Origin of the sequence: Halalkalibacter flavus, assembly GCF_036663575.1 — a bacterium.
GTDB lineage: Bacteria > Bacillota > Bacilli > Bacillales > Bacillaceae_D > Halalkalibacter > Halalkalibacter flavus.
This window is the reverse complement of the sequence record NZ_JAWRVK010000005.1, coordinates 158,233-176,893: the sequence shown is the minus strand read 5'-3', so window position 1 is coordinate 176,893 and position 18,661 is coordinate 158,233. Positions and strand designations below refer to the sequence as shown.

Below are 18,661 nucleotides of genomic sequence, written 5' to 3'. Positions count from 1 at the left end.
ATCCCCTCCCTCTGCCAATTAGTTACGAAGTGGTTTTCCTTTTGTTAACATATATTGCATCCGTTGTTGAGACTTTGGCTCAGCAACTAGGCTAAGAAATGCTTCTCGTTCTAAATCAAGCAAGTACTGTTCGTCGACAAGTGTTCCTTTTGTGACTCTACCACCAGCAAGTGAGAATGCTAGTTTCTCAGCAATTTTCAAGTCATGATCGGAAATCATACCACCAAATTTCATCGTCTTTGCCCCAAGTAACATCGTTGCATAACCGCTTTCACCAACGACTGGAATCTTTGCTCTTTCCGGTGGGCGATATCCTTTTGCATCTAAATGCAGAACCTCATTTTTCGCACGATTAATAAGGAAATCACCATTGATGACAATGCCATCTTTTGTACCTAAGAAGCCATGATCGACTGCCTCTTGTGCAGATGTCGATACTTTCGCCATCGCAATCGTTTCAAACGTTTTATTGGCAACCGATTGAAGATCTTTTCCATCTGATTTTGCTAAGTTGCGAAGGTAGAGCTCTTTGTTTCCTCCACCACCTGGAATTAAGCCGACTCCAACTTCAACTAATCCCATATATGTTTCAAGCGACGCTTGAATGCTAGCTGACGGCAAACAAATTTCGGTTCCTCCTCCTAGTGTCATCCCAAAAGGAGCTGTGACAACTGGCTTTTCTGAGTAACGAATATTAGCCATTGCTTGTTGGAACTGGCGCACAACGAGGTCGATCTCAAAGAAGTTATCATCTTGTGCTTCCATCAAAATCATCATCAAGTTCGCACCAACACAGAAGTTTTTCCCTTGGTTGTTGATGACGAGCCCTTTATAATTTTTCTCTACTTCTTTAATCGATTTATTAATCATTTGAATGACGTCTGCACCAATCGAATTGTTCGGTGAATGGAATTCAAGCAGTGCTACGTCATTTCCAATATCAAGTAAAGAAGCACCTGAATTTTTGAATACAACATTATCCGGCTTTAATGATTTTAGGTTGACAATTTTTTCGTTAACTGGCTTCGCCTCATACCTCCCTTGATGATAATAGGAGCCTCCTTGATAAAAGCTTTCTTGACCAGATGCCAGCATTTCTTTTACCCATGCTGGAACGGTGTCCCCCTCTGATTCCATTCGTTCTACAGACTTTGCTACACCGATGGCGTCCCACGTCTCAAACGGACCTAGTTCCCATCCAAAACCCCACTTCATAGCTTGATCAACCGCATAAATGTCGTACGCTATTTCATACGCTTTGCCGGCAGAATAAAGGAGAACTGGTTTTAATAAATTCCATACGAGCTTTCCAGCCTTGTCATCGGCATATGTTAGCGTTATTAATTTATCTGGCAATTTTTTTGCTTGCTTTGCACGTTCGATCGAAGGTGCTTTTAACTTTTTACGCTCGTTATATTGAAGCGTCTTAGGATCTAGCTCAAGAATCTCTTTTCCTTGCTTTATATAAAAGCCTTGGCCGCTTTTGCTTCCAAGCCAACCTTTTTCAGCCATTTCTTTCATAAATGACGGAGGGTCGAATATACTTTTTTCAGAACCACTAGCGACATCGTACACGTTTTTTGCTACATGTAAAAACGTGTCAAGTCCTACGACATCAAGCGTTCTAAATGAGGCACTTTTCGGACGTCCCAGTAACGGACCTGTGACCGAATCCACTTCCCCAACTGAATAACCACCTTTTATCATTTCGTTTACTGTAACAAGTAATCCATATGTCCCAATACGGTTTGCGATGAAATTCGGTGTATCCTTACATTCGACAACACCTTTTCCAAGCACCTCTTCAGCAAACGTTTTCATAAATGTCGTAACTTCATCCTTTGTCTTTTCTGTTGGGATAATCTCTAATAATTTTAAGTATCTTGGTGGATTGAAAAAATGCGTTCCAAGAAAGTGAGCTCGGAAATCTTCAGATAACTCTTTTGACATGGCTTCAATAGAAATTCCCGATGTATTTGAGCTGACAATCGTTCCTGGCTTCCTTGCCTCATCTACTTTTTTTAATAGTTGCTGCTTAATAGTTAAGTTTTCAACAATTACTTCAATGATCCAATCAACTTCCTGAAGTCGGGATAAGTCATCCTCGAGGTTTCCGGCTTCTATGTAAGAAGCTTTTGTTTTAGATGAAAGTGGTGCCGGCTTTTGCTTGGCTAGTTTTTGAATCGCGGTCGCACTTAAGCGATTACGAACAGCTATATCTTCAAGCGTCAAACCTCTTGCCTCTTCTTGAGGGGTTACTTCGTTCGGCACAACATCAAGTAATAATGAAGGGATACCGACGTTTGCTAAATGAGCTGCAATCCCTGAGCCCATCACGCCTGAACCAATTACTGCAACTTTCCTTATATAACGATTCATAATTCTCCCCCTTTTACCATTTGAATAAAAAAATAATGGCTTATAAAGATAACGAATGAATACTCATTCATTATTTCTGCAAAAAAATAACGACAATTAATTGTCATTTTCTAAAATTATCATACCTAATAATTCTGAATTACGCAATACATAATTCAGAAAAATTTGTAAAGTGTAAAGATATCTTTAGGTTTTTATTTAAAATAACGAAAACCAAATTATGGTGACATCCCCTACTTGTTCATTACATAATAACACGTCTTTATCTCTACACTAATAAAGTATCCGAATGACGGATACGTTGCAATGCGCAACATCCAAAGGAGGGTATATGATGGATCAAATGCAAAATCAACAGCAATCGGGGATGCAAAACCAAATGGGTGGACAACAGCAACAAATGACGTATCAAACACCACCTCCTATTATTACAACAAAGGACCATTTGTATATAAACGATATGCTTTCTTGGAATTTACTTGCGATGAAGAAAGCTCACTTCTTCGCAGAGCAATGTCAAGACCAAGAAATTAAATCCGTTTTAGAGAAAACTGGTCAAATGCATCAGCGTCACTATCAAAAAATCCTAAGTCACCTAAAAACACAGCAACAACAGCAATCAATACCAATGCAGTAAAGTTCATTCCAAAAGGACACTTCTCCCTTTTAGAATAACTTTAGATTATAGGAGGTATTTGCATCATGAATCAGCAATCAAAAAAAATTCAAAATCCAGAAATGCAAGTTCCTAAAACTCCACAGATGAACGACCGTGACTATATTAACGATATTTTGGCATGTGCCAAAAGCATGACAAATAGTTATAGTGTTGCGTTAAATGAGATGAGTAATGATCAATTATACCAAGACCTTTCTCAAATCTTTAACGAAACACAAAATTGTCAACGCGAGCTTTACAACACGATGTTCCGCAAAGGGTTTTATGGCTTGGAAGCAGAAGATCAACAAAAAATTGATCAATCGCACCAACAGTTTTCTGGTTACAGTACGCAATTTCCTTATCAGCAATAACGCTAGACACCAAAAGGTCCGAGCGACCTTTTGGTGCTTTTTCTTTATTGTTATTACGTACACAAAAATGACATGATGTGAATTGATGTAGTTAATTAGATCTTTTTAGTATATCAAATGCTTTATATTAGTGTTTCATGTTTTTAATAAGGTTTTTTATGTATATTAAAACAAAAATACTGACAATTGATGTACTGTGAAATAAATTTTTTAGAGATAGGAGTGAGTAAAAAGAGCATTTTTCAGCTCTTTTTAGTGATAAAAAGAAGTGGGTACAATAATAATTTGCTAATTTTTTGTTATTGTTGTATCCACTGTTATTTAATAAGTTAATCTTTTTAGAAAAAGCGTCGTCTTAAAAGAAGAAGAGAGGTGATCAGGAAGAACGGAATAAATATTCTTCTAAAGGGTGATGTGCGAAGAAATAATCCTCTTCGTTGGTTTACACCTTCGATCATTCCAGTATGAATTCCACCATAAGCATCTCTAATTTCTACCATTTGTCCTTGATACGCCATTGCTAATTGGTCCATTGATATTTCACCTCCATTTCAAAAGGGGTACTATACTTTATGTTTTGGTTATAGGAAGGTCTGGACGAATTTCATCGGACAAAAATACATTTAAGTATAGGAAAAAGTAATTTTAATGTACAGTACGACTATATAACATTAACTTTAAAAAGCATGGTAATTTTTACCATGCTTTTTAATTGCTATTTCACTGTTGAATTAGTTGTTATTCCGATTGAAATTTGGTTGTGAAAGGTAATTTTCTCCCCTTCAACCCGAACCCGTTACGAGCATTCGCCATCAGTTTTATCCTTTAAATTTTCTCCGATCCATTCTTGATGTGATTTGAACTGGCTTTTGACCTTTTTCTTTTTTCTTATTGTGAGAAATCACCAAAATAAAAGCCAGCGTTACTCCTGTTAGTCCACCTGAAAAATCTAAGATTACATCTTGAACCAACGGAGTTCGATTTGGTGTAAAGGCTTGATGGATTTCGTCTGAAATCGCATAAAGTAGTACAAAAAGTAGGGATCCGAAATAACTCAATTTCTTTTTGCAGCCGCTAGCCCATTGTGCGCGGTATGTCAAAAATCCCAAGAGGAAGAATAAGCCAAAATGAGCACCTTTTCGAATAAGGAATTCAATAAAGCTCTCTAATCCTAATCGTTCCACACTAATTTCATTTCCTGCATATTGAAAACGAATACCTTCAAGAAAGCTTTGTGCTCTTCCATTAGTGAGTTGATTTTTAATGATGATTAATAATTCTTCGATTCGAAACGCAAATAACATTCCGAGAAACACTAACATACCACTTATGGCAATGAGGACTGCAACAAAGCACAACACTTTCCCAACTTGTTTATATCCATGTTTGCGTATGGCCTTTATGACATAGGTGACAATCGTGACAAAGGCAAGTGCAGTGGCAGCGCCAATTATAAAAACGAGTGCTTTCCACCTATCCACAATAACCTGCAACGTCCGCTTAAAGCCGTTCTCTTCCACATACAGACGACGCTGCACATGTTCCATTTTTAGCTGATTATACATCTCTTTCATTTTTTCTAAATCCGTAGCATGAGAGATATATGGTCTTATGTCTTGTTGCTCATAAGGCTGAGAAGATGCCGTAAAAATCATCGCTGCTACAAACAAAACAGGCAACCAGTAAAAAACTACGATCTTTAACCATTTTTTCATTATTTACTCCTATTTTATCCGTAGATTCTTCCATACGCTATTATAGCATAGGCTAATGATTGGCCTTACTATCGTCAACTAGGAACGATTCTATTATTTTAGCATTTGAATTACATATTCACGAATAACTTGTCATACAATTTAACAACACTTAAAAAGGTTGGTGATCGTATGGCAATTGTGACTCTAGTTGAATATCTAAGAAGCAATCAATTACCTGTAACTATTCATCTTAATGATGTTAGTTTGCGCAACGTCACGATAGAATTCTTTGAAATTTCCGATAAATATTTATGGCTTTTCACCAAGGAAGGGCATGAAATGAAAGTCGATATTAGTGATTTTACATTAGTAGATTTTGACGCTACCGTTCATAAAACATTTACTAGTATAGAAATGGTCCGTCAACTTAGAATCCTCAATGAAGATAAACCTTACAATGCATATATAAGAAACTCTAAAAATAAAGTCATCGCAAGTTTTATATGTATTGGTGGAAAGTGTTAAAGAACACAAAAAACTGCCTCAACAAGGTTTTCCTTTTGAGACAGTTTTTATATTGAGTATACCCTTATAGGTAGGGGTCAGACCCCTCTTTACCACACTAAAGCACTCACTCAGCTTTCAGTCTCCACATGACGCTTGTGAAATCACCTTTTACTTTTGGAATGTTGATCCCAACATTCATTAGCTCATCACCGTAGTACGACTCCCCAAGTTCAGCAATCATGTACTTTTTATTTGGATCTAAACCTTGTAATTTCACTGAGACAAAAGCAGAGTTCGCTTCATCTAATACTCTAAAATGAGCAAACACGGCTTCAGATTTATCTTCAGAGACAAACATCCACGCTGTGTAGTTGCCTTCAAACGGACTTAGTAATCGATAGAAGTCACCGAATTGAATAAGCGGTCGGATTTCTTTGTAGTACTCTACTTGATCGACAACAATCTGTTGCTCTTCTTCCGTCATCTTCGTTAAGTCTAGTTCGTAGCCAAGGTTTCCAGACATTGCGACATGCCCACGCATTTCAAGTGACGTAATTCGATTTACTTGATGATTCGGTACATCAGACACGTGCGCCCCCATTGAACTAATTGGGTATACAAGACTTGTGCCGTATTGAATCTTCAAGCGTGAAATCGCATCCGTGTTATCACTCGTCCATGTTTGCGGCATGTAATATAGCATTCCAGGGTCAAAACGTCCACCCCCACCTGAGCAGCTTTCAAACAAGATGTGTGGAAACTTTGTTGTGATTTCATCCATCACTCGGTACACCCCAAGAACAAAGCGATGCGCTACTTCTCTTTGGCGTTCTGCTGGCAGTGTTACTGAGCCCGCTTCTGTCATATGGCGGTTCATGTCCCATTTTACATACGTAATCGGCGCACTTGAAAGAATCGTGGAAATTCTGTTAATAATCTCATCACACACTTCTTTTCGAGAAAAATCTAAAATTAATTGGTTTCTTCCTGTAGACTTCTTACGATCTGGAACATGAATGCACCAGTCTGGATGCGCTCGGAATAAATCACTGTTTTCAGATACCATTTCCGGCTCAAACCAAAGTCCAAATTGCATATCCGTATTACGAACGTTATCGACTAACGATTCCAACCCATTTGGCAGCTTGTTTCTATCAACAAACCAATCGCCAAGTGATGTATTGTCATCATCACGCTTACCAAACCAACCGTCATCTAATACGAATAGCTCTATTCCTAAATCTTTTCCTTTACGCGCAATGTCCGTAATCTTTTCTTCATTAAAATCAAAATACGTCGCTTCCCAGTTATTAATCAAAATTGGACGTTCCTGATCTCTAAACTCACCGCGGCACAAACGCGTGCGGTAAAGCTTATGAAAAGTACGTGACATTGCTCCAAGTCCATTGGATGAATAAACCATAACCGCTTCAGGTGCCGTAAAGGTTTCACCTGGTTCTAGAAGCCAAGTAAAATCAAATGAGTTGATTCCCATCGTTAGGCGTGCGCAATCAAACTGATCGACTTCGACAGAAGCTTCAAAATTCCCGCTGTACACAAGATTAATCCCGTACGCGTCGCCATGGTCTTCCTTCGTATCTTTTCTTACTAACGAAACGAACGGATTTTGCTGATGGCTGCTCGTCCCACGACGGCTTTCAATCGATTGAACTCCATAACGCAGCTCTGTTCGATTAATAAAACGTTCTCTTTCATGAGCTCCATAAAGTGTGATCATCTCAAATTGATTATCTTGGAAATCCACATTCATACTAGAAGCCTTTAATACTTTCAGATTAGAAGAGCCTTCATTCTCTAACTGAACCGAACGAGTAATCACATCAAGGTCAGCATATGCCGTATAAAGTAGTTTCACTTTTAAGCCGATTAATTCATCAAAAAGGATGAGTTCTAACGTTTCCGCCTCATCTTCCGACTCAACATATGTTGCAGGAAGCCCTTCAAGTGTCGGCTTTCCTTTTACAATCGTATGAGAAAGATAGCGCAAGTCGGTGATCGTACTGCCATTTTCAAGCTGCACTTGATAAGCTGGCGTTCGAAAATCCGTATTTCCATATGCCGGATATTCTTGCGGTAGTGTGTCTAATGAAAACGTCCGGTTACTTGGAACAGGGTTCGGTGAAAATCCTCTATCTCGAAAACGAACCTTGTTTGAGTGATTATACTCATTTATTTTTTTGCCCCAATATAGGTGAGCTAAATAGCCATCATTTATAATTTGCATCACATAGCTCGTGTTTTTAGCTTTTAAGTGAAATGTTTTTGTCTCTTTGTTAAACGTAATAGCCATGATGTTCCTCCTGATTTTTTGAGAGGCTACTACACAGCCTCTCTTCCTAGGTTTCTCTTACTTAATTGCTCCCTTTGTTACTCCACTAATAATCCATTTTTGTGCAAATAAATACACGATCAACATCGGCAATAACGCAAGTAAATAAGACGCAAATGCTAGGTTGTAGTTCACACTGAACTGTGATTGGAAAATATACTGCACTAATGGAAGCGTGGCATCATGACGATCTGATAGAATAACAAGCGGCAACATGAAGTCATTCCACGCCCATAGCGCTGTTAGGATTCCAACTGTTGCATTCATCGGTGCTAATAGCGGGAAGACGACTCTCCAGAACACACCCCATCTACTGCATCCATCAATTATCGCTGCTTCTTCTAACTCCTTTGGTATCGTCTTAATGTACCCTACATACAGGAATATATTGAACGCTAGGCCGTAAACGACGTACAAAATAATCAGCCCAGTCGGATTGTTCAAGTTTAGCGCACTCATTTGTTTGACAATCGGTAACATGATGATTGGAAATGGTACGAACATCGCACTGACAAAATAGTAGAATAAAATTTTATAGATGCGTTTGTGCATGTTTCTAGCAATCGCATAAGCGACAAGTGAATTCGTTAAAACGGTTAAAATAACGGTAAAGAACGTAATATAGAAACTGTTTCCTAGCGCATTAAAGAAGTTCGTCATCTCGATCGCTGTTGTAAAATTCTCAATGCTCCAAGAAGATGGGAGTGCAAGAATGCTTTGTGCTGTTTCTTGCGGCGTTTTAAATGCATTCACGACGGTTAAATAAAGCGGAAACAAAATAACGATTGATCCAACGATAAGTAATGTCGTGACAGTCCAGTTTATTTTTTTCGTCATCATTACATTTGCACCTCCCGCTTCTGCAAGAAACGAATTTGAATAATCGAAATCGTGACAATGACAATGAAGTAAATGACCGCATTAGCTGATTGGTAGGCAAACTCCCCGCCTTGGAAACCACCGCGGTAGATCAATAAAGAGATCGACTCAGTAGAACGTCCTGGTCCACCGCCTGTTAACGCCATAATGTGGTCAAACACCATTAGAAAGTTCTTCATTGCAAGAACCATGTTGATCGTGAAAAATGGAGCAATTAATGGGAATGTAATTTTCCAGAACTCCTGCCATTTGTTTGCGCCATCTAAGTTCGATGCTTCATAAAGCCCTTGATCTATCGTTGCAAGTCCTGCTAAATACAGAATCGTATTAAATGCCGCTGCTTGCCAAACCGCAACAATGACAATCCCAACCCAAGCTAAGTCCGGGTTCCCTAGGATATTTGTTGCAAGTGTCGTCATCCCAAGATTTTGAGCAATCGACGGAAGAAAGACCGCAAAAATATAGTTAAAGATAAATCCGACAATCAAAACACTTAAAATGTTTGGCATGAAGTACACGCCACGTAGCGTTTTGCTAAATTTGATTTTCGCATTTAACCCTAGTGCAATCACTAAACTAATAATATTTACGAGAACTGTTGAAACAATGGCAAACTTAAACGTAAATATGTAAGCATCCATTGCTCGCGAGTCTTGAAAAACGTTAATATAATTTCTGAATCCCACAAAATTCCAGCCCCCATATCCTCGGTAGTTTGTGAAACTATAAAAGATTCCTTGGATAACCGGAAACGTATGAAAAGCAAAGAATATAATAAAAGCAGGAAGAATCATTAATAAATAAGGATTCATTTTTTTCTTCATCATGTACCCTCTCCTTTATGAGGAAAGGGGCAGCAAGTGCCCCTTTTGTTCATTATTGTCTCGCTTGTACTTTATCCCACTCATTGTCCATTGTTTGTAGGAATTGTTCGATATCTTTGTTGATTAAGAACTCTTGGATTAAATTCTCTACTTGCATTCCCGGGAAGTAGTAGTGATCAGCAAAGCTCGTGATCGTACCTTCTTCAAAGTGGACTTGTAGGTCAACAACCGTAGGATCTTCTTGGAACACATTTTCTACAGCTGAGAATAACTTTTGCTCATCAATGTAGAACTGAACGTTTTCTTCTTCTAATAAGAAGCTCACAAACTTCATTGCTTCTTCAGGGTGCTTTGCTTGTGATGAGATCGTAAGCAATGTATCAACACCTGAAACAAGACGGTTTTCTTCAGCATTGTTTGATGCAGGAAGCGCAAAGGCACCGATTTCAATATCAGGGTTCGCATTTTGGATTTGGCTAATTGCCCAAACCCCCATCATGTACATAACTGACTCACCATTCGCAAAGGCTGTGTTCGCTTGATTGTAGTTTGTCCCAAACACATCGTTATCTGTATATTCCATCATTGTAAGCATTTTCTCTGCTACCTCTGGATAACGCTCTGCAAAAGTTGTCTCTTCTGCGTGACGTTTTTCAAAAAAGTCATCGCCATGTAAATTTGATGCTAGTGCATTAAACGGTGGTAGTGCTGTCCACGCTTCTCCATACGCTGAATAGAATGGGGTTTCGCCAGCTGCTTCAATTGTTTCCACAACTTCCATATACTCATCCCATGTTGTAGGAATCTCTAAGCCTAATTGTTCAAACTTTGTTTTGTTGTAAAGCACCGTGTTTGCGTTTGCAGAATGTGGCAGCGCATTAGTTTGTCCGTTATCTGATAGTTGGTTAATCATATCAATATAAGCTGGAATGATACGTTCAACATGCTCATCATCAGTGAAGTCAACAAACGCCCCCCCACGCGCTAACTCACCGTACACACTGTTTCCATTTGTAGCTACAATTTCCGGAACGTCCCCTTGTGATAAACGAGATAAAATAACAGTGTCTGATTCCGGAACATGGTTTTGTTCAATTTTAATTCCAGGGTTTTCTTCTTCAAATTTCTCAATTAATTTGTCATACGTACTAACAGCTTCTGATTTAAACTGAAAGAACTCAAGAGTAACTGCGCCATCATCAGCAGCACCACTTCCTCCACCACAACCAGCTAACAAACCAACTGCTAAGACACCTGTTAAAACTGTTCCTAATATTTTTTTCATTTTTGTTTCCCCCTATATTTGTTAAAAGTAATAACACTTTAGTGAGTACATTTACGAGTCGCCCTAAATGGCCTGTTTATGTTTTTCCTCCACATGACTCTCTTACTATTAAATCGGTTGGAACAACTACTTTAAGAGGAATCTTCCTACCTTCGATACGCTCTTGAAGCAAATTGACTGCCGTTATCCCCATTTGTTCTGTATAAATTTTCACAGTCGAAAGCGGCGGATTCACAAAATTAGAAACCTCAATCCCGTCAACACTAATAATAGCTACATCTTTAGGAATCCTTTTTCCCGCTTCATTTAATGCTCTCATGGCACCAATAGCCATTGGGTCACTACCAATAAAAAAGGCTGTTGGGATATCCCCTTTTTCAATAATCTCTTTCATAACTCGATACCCTCTAGAAGTCCCCCATTGGTCAATGTAAAGATCATCCTGATTAAATAAGCCTTTATCTTTCATGAATGATTCATACACCTGTTTTCTAACATTCCATTCATCAACATCATTATCTATATTAGGCTGCATTTCCGGATCGTTGACCGGCCCACCAATATAGCCAATCTTTTTATGACCTAGTTGATACAAATGATTCATGACCTTATCTGACGCTTCTTTCAGGTCGCTTATTACACAGTCATAACCTGGTGATTCACTATCCACAAAAACAATATTTTTGCTATGTTTATATAGTTCCTCGATTTTATCAGTGTTTCGATAGCCAACAACGATTAATCCATCTAATTCTTCAAGCGACTGATCATCCGTCCGATTTTTCAAGCGAATAAACTTCGATATTTTCATATTTTTGCGGATACACTGCTCTTCTATCCCTTTTCGAATTGATACAAAATATGGATCGTCAAATTCATCTTCTTGGTTACACCCCATTAAAAGACCTATGTTTACGCTTTCTTTTTTCGGTTGAACCGACGTTACATTTTTCTTTCTAGTAATGTAGTTCAATTCTTTTGCAACCTGAATAATTCTTTTTCGAGTTTCTTCCATCACAGTAATCGTTTGATCATTATTTAAAACTCTCGAAACTGTCGATATTGAAACATTGGCTTTTTCAGCTATTTCCTTAATTGTAGCCATCACATCACCACTTTTTACTGGTAAACTTTTGTTTTATTTTACCGTTTTTTTTAGTTTAACAGATTAAAAACGGTTTAACAATTATTTTTTTTACTAATTTTTTGTTGTTTTTTACTGAATTACCGGTATCGCAAGCGTTGTATTAGAAAAATACATTTATAAATCAAAAATAACTATACCATATAACTAAAAAATAAGTAAAAACACCAAGTAAAAATTTTACCTGGTGTTTTTACTACTTACACTTTATTCACATGTTACTTTCAAGCGTTAGGAAACTTCATTCTTTTTCGCCTATTCATCGTGGATAAGAAAGTTATCCAGCTTATTAGATCGTTTTATTGGGGATTTTGTGGGTATGTTTGTGAGTGAATAGAATAAAGCAACTAGTTTTTTAATACTTAAATTGATTATTTGTTGATATCTAAAACTTATTACTTATTGTATTGTTAATAAATTCCTTTATATATCCCTAAATTCAATTTATAATTAAAAAGAACATACATTCCCATTCAAGGAGGTAATAGGATGTTAACTTTAACAGAAGCCGCTTATCTTGCAGGAATTGTAGATGGGGAAGGTACCATCACGTTAACTAAAATGCACCGCAGCGAGAACAGAAGGCCGATTATTTCCATTGCTAGTACTGACAGAGAATTGCTTGTCTATATTCAACAGTTAGTTGGCGGGGATATTACTAGCAAGAGAAATTACAAACCTTCATTGCATAAAAACTCTTTCGTATTAACTATAAAAAATAAAAGAGACATTTTTACAGTACTTAATTATATTACTCCTTATCTCGTGATTACCCAAAAGAAAAAAGAGCAACTCTAATTTTACAAAAATATGATGATCTGACTCCCCGAAACGGTAAATACACTCCAGAAAAACTACTCTTAAAACAACAATTTGAAAAAGAATTTTTATCTATAAAATGAAAAGAACCGCATGACCTATGCAGTCATGCGGTTCACGGTATGGTTTTGGTGGAGACGGTGGGACATGTTTTTCCAAGCTTTCGCATTGGCACTGACTATATCTTGAACTTGATCACCATCAAGTCCCTTGGCGTATTATGAAGCATATATATTTGCCAGATTCCTGACTGAATGCCCCATCCTAGTACTACCTAACTTAAATAGGCAGCCTATAAGTCGATACACGGCTGTCGGATTACTCCACATACCGCTCGATGTTACCTTATCATCAAAAGATGACGTAGACTTCATCGATAAAGCCAAGTTATCACTCATGCGTCACCACACGAGGCGACTATTTCCATAATCGAACCCACGTCCAAGAATAACGACACTTACGCTTCTACGAGCGTAGTCACTGTATTAGCATTTCGCCAACACTTCGGCCCAATGACAGGCTTCCATGAGGCTAGTCTGATTGTTCTCTTCCTTCACCCTCAGACGGAGAGTAACCGGCGTAGCCCACTTAGAGTGAGTCCCAGATCCTACCACATGGGCGATGGAGGGTGGAACCGCAGAGTGCTATTAGGCAGCTACTGCGAAGTTGTTGTTTTCTTTGCCAGTTAATGGCTTTGGCGTTTTAACGAGGCCGACCCCCTCGACTCGCCACGTAAGCACGACCTATCCCTGTCGAATCCAAAACGTCCCCAAGTTAAAGTTAGTTGTGAGGTTTTCACTCGCAAACTAAGTGTTATAAAATCAATCGTCCAGAACAAAAAGTATTAAGTAACTCTCGCTCTGGACACTTATTATTATAGCATACTGACTAATCGTTGCAACTGGTAATTAACTACCAGTAGAACCAATTGCATCTTTAGCCTTTCATTCGATCCTTTAATGCACGCTCGACTTCACGTTTAGCATCCTTACGTTTCAATGTCTCACGCTTATCAAAATTTTTCTTACCCTTAGCAAGACCAATTAAAACTTTGGCAAATCCATTTTTAATATACACTTTTAGCGGTACAAGCGCATAGCCTTTTTGCTGTGTTTGACCAATTAACGTATTGATCTGCTTCTTATGAAGCAGCAGCTTACGCGCACGGGTTGGCTCGTGGTTGTAACGATTCCCTTGTTCATACTCACTAATATGCGCATTATGAAGATACATTTCTCCATTAGAAATACGGGCAAACGAATCTTTCAAGTTCATCCGACCTGCTCGCATTGATTTGATTTCTGTTCCCTTTAAAACAATTCCTGCTTCATAGGTTTCTTCAATAAAATAATCATGACTGGCTCGTTTGTTTTGAGCAATTACATTACGATCTTTATCTTTTACAGCCATCTCCTACACCCTTTTGTTCATACGACATTTCTTTCTATGATAGCAAAAAAAATAGACGAAAGTCAAAGATTGCACGGAAAAAGGTGGGGTTCCTTTTTCCGTGCAATCTAAGCAATGAGCGGAGCCGATGCAAAGTTTTAAAGCATTCTATGAGTGGGGTTCTCATAGAAGGCGCGCATCGTGCATAGCCATTGCCTCTTTAACAGAAAAAGGACGGGTTTCCCTTTTTCTGTGCTCTCTTTGCGTGAGCGAAGCCACCGTTATGTTTTAAGCTATTTAGGAGTGGGGTTCTCCTAAATAGCGCACGGTGAGCGTAGCCATCGCAAGCATGTTCGAACTATTAAGACAAAAGGTCCGCCTCTTCTTTTTTATCATTCGAGTCGCCACATCTTTTAAAAGCCTAGAGAAGAGTGGATTCTCCTCTCTAGGCAACTTGCTCTTACCTACTTCCGACGCTTCTTCCCTTTTTTCCTCTTCACACTAGGTGCATTCTCGTAAAACTTTTTCTTCTTACGTTTTCCGCCAGCTTTCTCGTCCTTCTTACCACCATCTTTGCCTCTGCCGTTTCGGTTTTCAGTATTTGTACCTCCACGACCGCCACGACCTTTTCCATTTCTACCACCGCCGCGACTTTCACGTTTGCCACCAACAATAACTTTCGGACGATCTCGTACTTCACGGCGTTCACGCGGTTTCATTCCGACGACTTCAAAGTCAATTGATGCTTCATCAACATTAACATTTGTTACTTTTACTTCAATTTCATCACCAATTCGGAACGTTTTCCCTGTTCGCTCTCCGATCATCGCATACTGTTTTTCATCGTAATGATAATAATCATCCGTTAAGTAACTAACGTGAACGAGACCTTCAATTGTATTATCAAGCTCAACGAACATCCCGAAATTTGTTACTCCACTAATCATCCCAGTGAACGTTTCACCAATTTTATCTTCCATATACTGAGCTTTTTTGATACTGTCTGTATCGCGCTCTGCTTCAACAGCACGCCTTTCCATCTCTGAGGCATGACGCGCCAACTCAGGTAAAACCGAATTCATATGCTCTTGAGTTGCTTCGTCGACATTGCCTTTGATCAAGTATGTGCGAATTAAGCGGTGCACAAGCAAATCAGGGTAACGTCTAATCGGCGACGTAAAATGCGTGTAAAACTCTGTCGATAACCCGAAATGCCCTAGACTGTTCGTATCGTACTTTGCCTGTTGCATTGAACGCAACATGACTGTACTAATAACCGTTTCTTCTGGCTCGCCTTTAATTTCTTCCAATAATTTTTGAAGTGCGCGCGGATGAACCGTATTCGCATTCCCACGCACAACGTAACCAAAATTCGTAATGAATTCTAGAAACTTGCCAAGCTTTTCAGCATCTGGGTCCTCGTGAATTCGGTAAACAAAAGGAAGCTTCAGCCAATGGAAATGCTCAGCAACTGTTTCGTTAGCTGCTAACATAAATTCTTCAATAAGCTTCTCCGCTACCGACCGCGTTCTAAGAACAACATCCGTTGGCTTTCCTTCTTCATCCACAAGTACTTTTGCTTCTTTAAAGTCAAAGTCAATCGCCCCACGCTCAAAACGCTTCTTACGTAAGACCGCTGCTAACTCTTCCATTTCCTCAAAAAACGGAACCAACGATTCATAGTTCTTACGTGTTTCTTCATCTTTATCAACTAAAATTTTATTCACATCATAATACGTCATACGCTCTGTCGTCTTAATGACACTTTGGAAAATCTCATGGTTAACCACTTGGCCGTTAGCATCAATTTCCATTTCACACGTAAGTGTCAATCTGTCGACCTTTGGATTTAAACTGCATATTCCATTAGAAAGTCTATGTGGGATCATTGGAATCACACGGTCTGTTAAATAGACACTTGTCGCTCTGTCAGCCGCTTCTTGGTCAATTGGCGATCCTTCTTTCACATAATGAGTTACATCTGCAATCGAAACACCTAATAAATAGTTGCCGTTCTCCAAACGCTTTACATGAACAGCATCATCTAAATCTTTCGCATCAGCTCCGTCAATCGTCACGATGGTTTCATCGCGAAGATCCCGGCGATCTTTCAAATCATCCGGATCAATAGTGTCTGGCACAGAATTAGCATGCTCAATCACTTCGTCCGGAAACTCAATAGGAATCCCATGCTTGTAAATAATTGAAAGGATGTCCATACCTGGATCATTTTTATGCCCAAGCACTTTAATGACTTTCCCTTCTGCACTCATTCTTCCTTCTGGATACTTCGTTATTTTAACAACAACTTTATGTCCATCCACAGCGCCTGCTGCTTGTTCTTGTGGGATAAAAATGTCATTAGCAACGCGCTTATCATCAGCAATAACAAAGCCATATGACCCTTGATCTTGGTACGTACCGACGACATCAGTCGTCCCGCGCTCGACAATCCGAACGACTTGGCCTTCAGGTCTTGATCCTGATGACTTTTGATTTAATCGAACGAGGACAGTATCACCGTTCATAGCACTATTTAAATCTCCACTTGTCACATACACATCGTCCATTCCTGGTTCTTCAGGAATAATAAATGCAAAGCCTTTTGCATGGCCTTGAACACGCCCACGCACTAAATTCATTTTTTCTGGAATCCCATAACGGTCCGTTCTTGTACGAACAACGAGCCCCCTATGTTCCAACTCATTTAACGCTTTGACTAACTCTTTAAATTCATCACTGCTTTTAATATTAAACGAATCTTCAATTTCTTTTATAGAAAGAGGTTTCTCCGCTGTTTCGCGAAAGTGCGACAACAGTTGTTGAATCAATTCTTCATTCAATGTTTTCTTCTCCTTTCGTTAACAGCTTCTTTCTATGTTCGTCTAGACGGTCCAATCAAGTGACTCCAAAAATTGATACACATCCTCATGAAGCTGTTCTTTTTCTTTATCTAATGTAATAACATGCGTTGAATCTTCGTACCATTTTAATGACTTCTGATCAGACTCAACATGGTCGTGAATAATGTTGGCACTCTCTATATCAATCATTTGATCATGTCTTGCTTGGACAACAAAAATAGGAGAATAAATATAATCAAGATGATCTTTTACATCATTTATTAATCCTTGCAAGCCATTTAAGGTTCCCATTGGCGAATCAGCGAACGCAACCATTTCTTCTTCAATTTGCTCTGGCACCTTCTTTTCTAACTGCTTATATTGTTTCGCATAAGCAAGCACACCTTTGTAAATAGCATCTTCTGTTTTCGGCTTCATCGGTGCACACATCGGCACTATGCCCTTTATAGGTAGAGTGTACCCGATTTTCAATGAGAATACCCCTCCGAGTGAAAGCCCGCAAACAGCAATTTCTTCATGGCCTTTGCTCTTTAGGAACTCATACCCTTCTACTACATCTTTCCACCAATCCTCTGGACCTGTATGTACTAATTCTTCAGGAGGGACACCATGTCCTTTATATAATGGTGCATGACATGTATATCCGAGCTTCTGTAAATGCCTACCAAGCATTCTGACATCAGCTGTTGTTCCAGTAAAACCATGAAGCAGCAAAACAGCCCGGTCTCCTCCTTCAAACGTAAATGGCTTAGGTACAACCACTTTCATCTTCATCTTCCTCTCTACACAAAAATGCCTCAATCTTATTAATTAATAACTCTTTTTCAAAGCCATGACAAATCAAATGCTTAGACTCAGGTAAAAAGTTTAACTTTTTTTGTTCAGAACTAATTGTTTCATAAAGGTAAAGCGCACTTTTTCGCGGAACAATCCCGTCTTGTTCCCCTTGCAATATCAACGTTGGAATTGATACTTTGTTAATATAGGGCTTAATCTTTTTTACGACCTGCATAAATTGAAAGACAGCCGTCATCGGGGTATCCATAATTTTTTTCCTATATATTAAATAATGCTCATCTTGGTCAAGCTCACCAAGTACTCGGAGGCGCACTTTGTCCTTCAGCTCTTGCAAAAGTTGCTGCGGATTTCCGTAGTATGCTGCTGCACTCAACAAAACAAGTTTCGACACTTCGTACTTAGCCGCAATGTAACATGCAAGCATCCCGCCCATCGAAAATCCAATCACATATACCTTTTCGCAACGACTTAACAATTCACATACGGCAACCTCCGCAGTAAACACCCACTGCTGGTATGTAACATCACGCAAATCCCCCTTTGGACCATGCCCTGGCAACGTTGGCGTATATACAAGCCAACGCTTGTTCTCAAGAAAATATGTTGAAACAGGCTCTACTTCCCACGGTTCCCCAGTGAAGCCATGCAAACATAGACAGCCAATCATATTCTCTCACACCCTTCTAATCATTGC

At 39.0% G+C, this 18,661-nt stretch carries 16 protein-coding genes and 1 other RNA gene; 4 read left to right on the top strand and 13 right to left on the bottom strand.

Annotated elements, in window-relative coordinates; all coding sequences use genetic code 11:
* Positions 1-18: 18 nt before the first annotated feature.
* Complete coding sequence (locus SAY88_RS05425; RefSeq protein ID WP_332629999.1) at positions 19-2,379, bottom strand: 3-hydroxyacyl-CoA dehydrogenase/enoyl-CoA hydratase family protein; 2,361 nt, start codon at positions 2,377-2,379, stop codon at positions 19-21.
* A 334-nt stretch (positions 2,380-2,713) separates the two neighbouring features.
* Here SAY88_RS05425 and SAY88_RS05420 point away from each other — a divergent pair, with 334 nt between their 5' ends.
* Positions 2,714-3,016, top strand: coding sequence for a hypothetical protein (locus SAY88_RS05420; RefSeq protein ID WP_431308841.1), 303 nt, complete (start codon positions 2,714-2,716; stop codon positions 3,014-3,016).
* Between the two features lie 65 nt (positions 3,017-3,081).
* Positions 3,082-3,411: a spore coat protein gene (locus tag SAY88_RS05415; RefSeq protein WP_332629997.1), complete on the top strand. Its 330-nt coding sequence runs from the start codon at positions 3,082-3,084 to the stop codon at positions 3,409-3,411.
* A gap of 338 nt (positions 3,412-3,749) precedes the next feature.
* Here the strand turns inward: SAY88_RS05415 and SAY88_RS05410 are convergent, their stop codons facing one another.
* Both SAY88_RS05410 and SAY88_RS05405 read right to left on the bottom strand, forming a co-directional pair.
* A complete protein-coding gene (locus tag SAY88_RS05410; protein WP_332629995.1) occupies positions 3,750-3,944 on the bottom strand; it encodes a hypothetical protein in 195 nt (64 codons plus the stop codon).
* 285 nt (positions 3,945-4,229) lie between these two features.
* Positions 4,230-5,126: a VanZ family protein gene (locus tag SAY88_RS05405; protein WP_332629994.1), complete on the bottom strand. Its 897-nt coding sequence runs from the start codon at positions 5,124-5,126 to the stop codon at positions 4,230-4,232.
* 171 nt (positions 5,127-5,297) lie between these two features.
* Here SAY88_RS05405 and SAY88_RS05400 point away from each other — a divergent pair, with 171 nt between their 5' ends.
* Positions 5,298-5,633, top strand: a complete 336-nt coding sequence (locus SAY88_RS05400; protein ID WP_332629992.1) for a hypothetical protein — start codon at positions 5,298-5,300, stop codon at positions 5,631-5,633.
* 106 nt (positions 5,634-5,739) lie between these two features.
* Here the strand turns inward: SAY88_RS05400 and SAY88_RS05395 are convergent, their stop codons facing one another.
* The 5 genes from SAY88_RS05395 to SAY88_RS05375 form a co-directional block, all read right to left on the bottom strand.
* Positions 5,740-7,926 (bottom strand): alpha-galactosidase, encoded by a 2,187-nt coding sequence (locus tag SAY88_RS05395; RefSeq protein ID WP_332629991.1) that lies wholly within the window; start codon positions 7,924-7,926, stop codon positions 5,740-5,742.
* 57 nt (positions 7,927-7,983) lie between these two features.
* Positions 7,984-8,802, bottom strand: coding sequence for a carbohydrate ABC transporter permease (locus SAY88_RS05390; RefSeq protein ID WP_250097927.1), 819 nt, complete (start codon positions 8,800-8,802; stop codon positions 7,984-7,986).
* Between the two features lie 2 nt (positions 8,803-8,804).
* The gene (locus tag SAY88_RS05385; protein WP_332630038.1) at positions 8,805-9,668 is read right to left on the bottom strand and encodes a carbohydrate ABC transporter permease; all 864 of its coding nucleotides are present in this window, start codon (positions 9,666-9,668) and stop codon (positions 8,805-8,807) included.
* Between the two features lie 52 nt (positions 9,669-9,720).
* On the bottom strand, positions 9,721-10,953 hold the full coding sequence (locus SAY88_RS05380; protein ID WP_332629989.1) for an ABC transporter substrate-binding protein: 1,233 nt from the start codon (positions 10,951-10,953) through the stop codon (positions 9,721-9,723).
* A gap of 76 nt (positions 10,954-11,029) precedes the next feature.
* Positions 11,030-12,058, bottom strand: a complete 1,029-nt coding sequence (locus SAY88_RS05375; RefSeq protein ID WP_332629988.1) for a LacI family DNA-binding transcriptional regulator — start codon at positions 12,056-12,058, stop codon at positions 11,030-11,032.
* Positions 12,059-12,586: 528 nt separating this feature from the next.
* Here SAY88_RS05375 and SAY88_RS05370 point away from each other — a divergent pair.
* A complete protein-coding gene (locus SAY88_RS05370) occupies positions 12,587-12,895 on the top strand; it encodes an LAGLIDADG family homing endonuclease (protein ID WP_332629986.1) in 309 nt (102 codons plus the stop codon).
* 447 nt (positions 12,896-13,342) lie between these two features.
* On the opposite strand, the gene ssrA is transcribed toward SAY88_RS05370, so the two are convergent.
* The 5 genes from ssrA to SAY88_RS05345 all read right to left on the bottom strand — a co-directional run bounded on the left by ssrA (position 13,343) and on the right by SAY88_RS05345 (position 18,634).
* Positions 13,343-13,679, bottom strand: a transfer-messenger RNA (tmRNA) gene (ssrA, locus tag SAY88_RS05365).
* A 173-nt stretch (positions 13,680-13,852) separates the two neighbouring features.
* Entirely contained in the window at positions 13,853-14,326 is a 474-nt protein-coding gene (gene smpB, locus SAY88_RS05360; RefSeq protein WP_250097909.1) for an SsrA-binding protein SmpB, read from the bottom strand.
* Positions 14,327-14,769: 443 nt separating this feature from the next.
* Positions 14,770-17,148 carry a ribonuclease R gene (rnr, locus tag SAY88_RS05355; RefSeq protein ID WP_332629983.1) on the bottom strand — a complete coding sequence of 793 codons (2,379 nt, stop codon included), beginning with the start codon at positions 17,146-17,148 and terminating at the stop codon, positions 14,770-14,772.
* 42 nt (positions 17,149-17,190) lie between these two features.
* The gene (locus tag SAY88_RS05350; RefSeq protein ID WP_332629981.1) at positions 17,191-17,937 is read right to left on the bottom strand and encodes an alpha/beta hydrolase; all 747 of its coding nucleotides are present in this window, start codon (positions 17,935-17,937) and stop codon (positions 17,191-17,193) included.
* Positions 17,918-18,634: an alpha/beta hydrolase gene (locus tag SAY88_RS05345; protein WP_332629980.1), complete on the bottom strand. Its 717-nt coding sequence runs from the start codon at positions 18,632-18,634 to the stop codon at positions 17,918-17,920. Before SAY88_RS05345 ends, SAY88_RS05350 begins: the two co-directional genes overlap by 20 nt.
* Between the last annotated feature and the right edge of the window lie 27 nt (positions 18,635-18,661).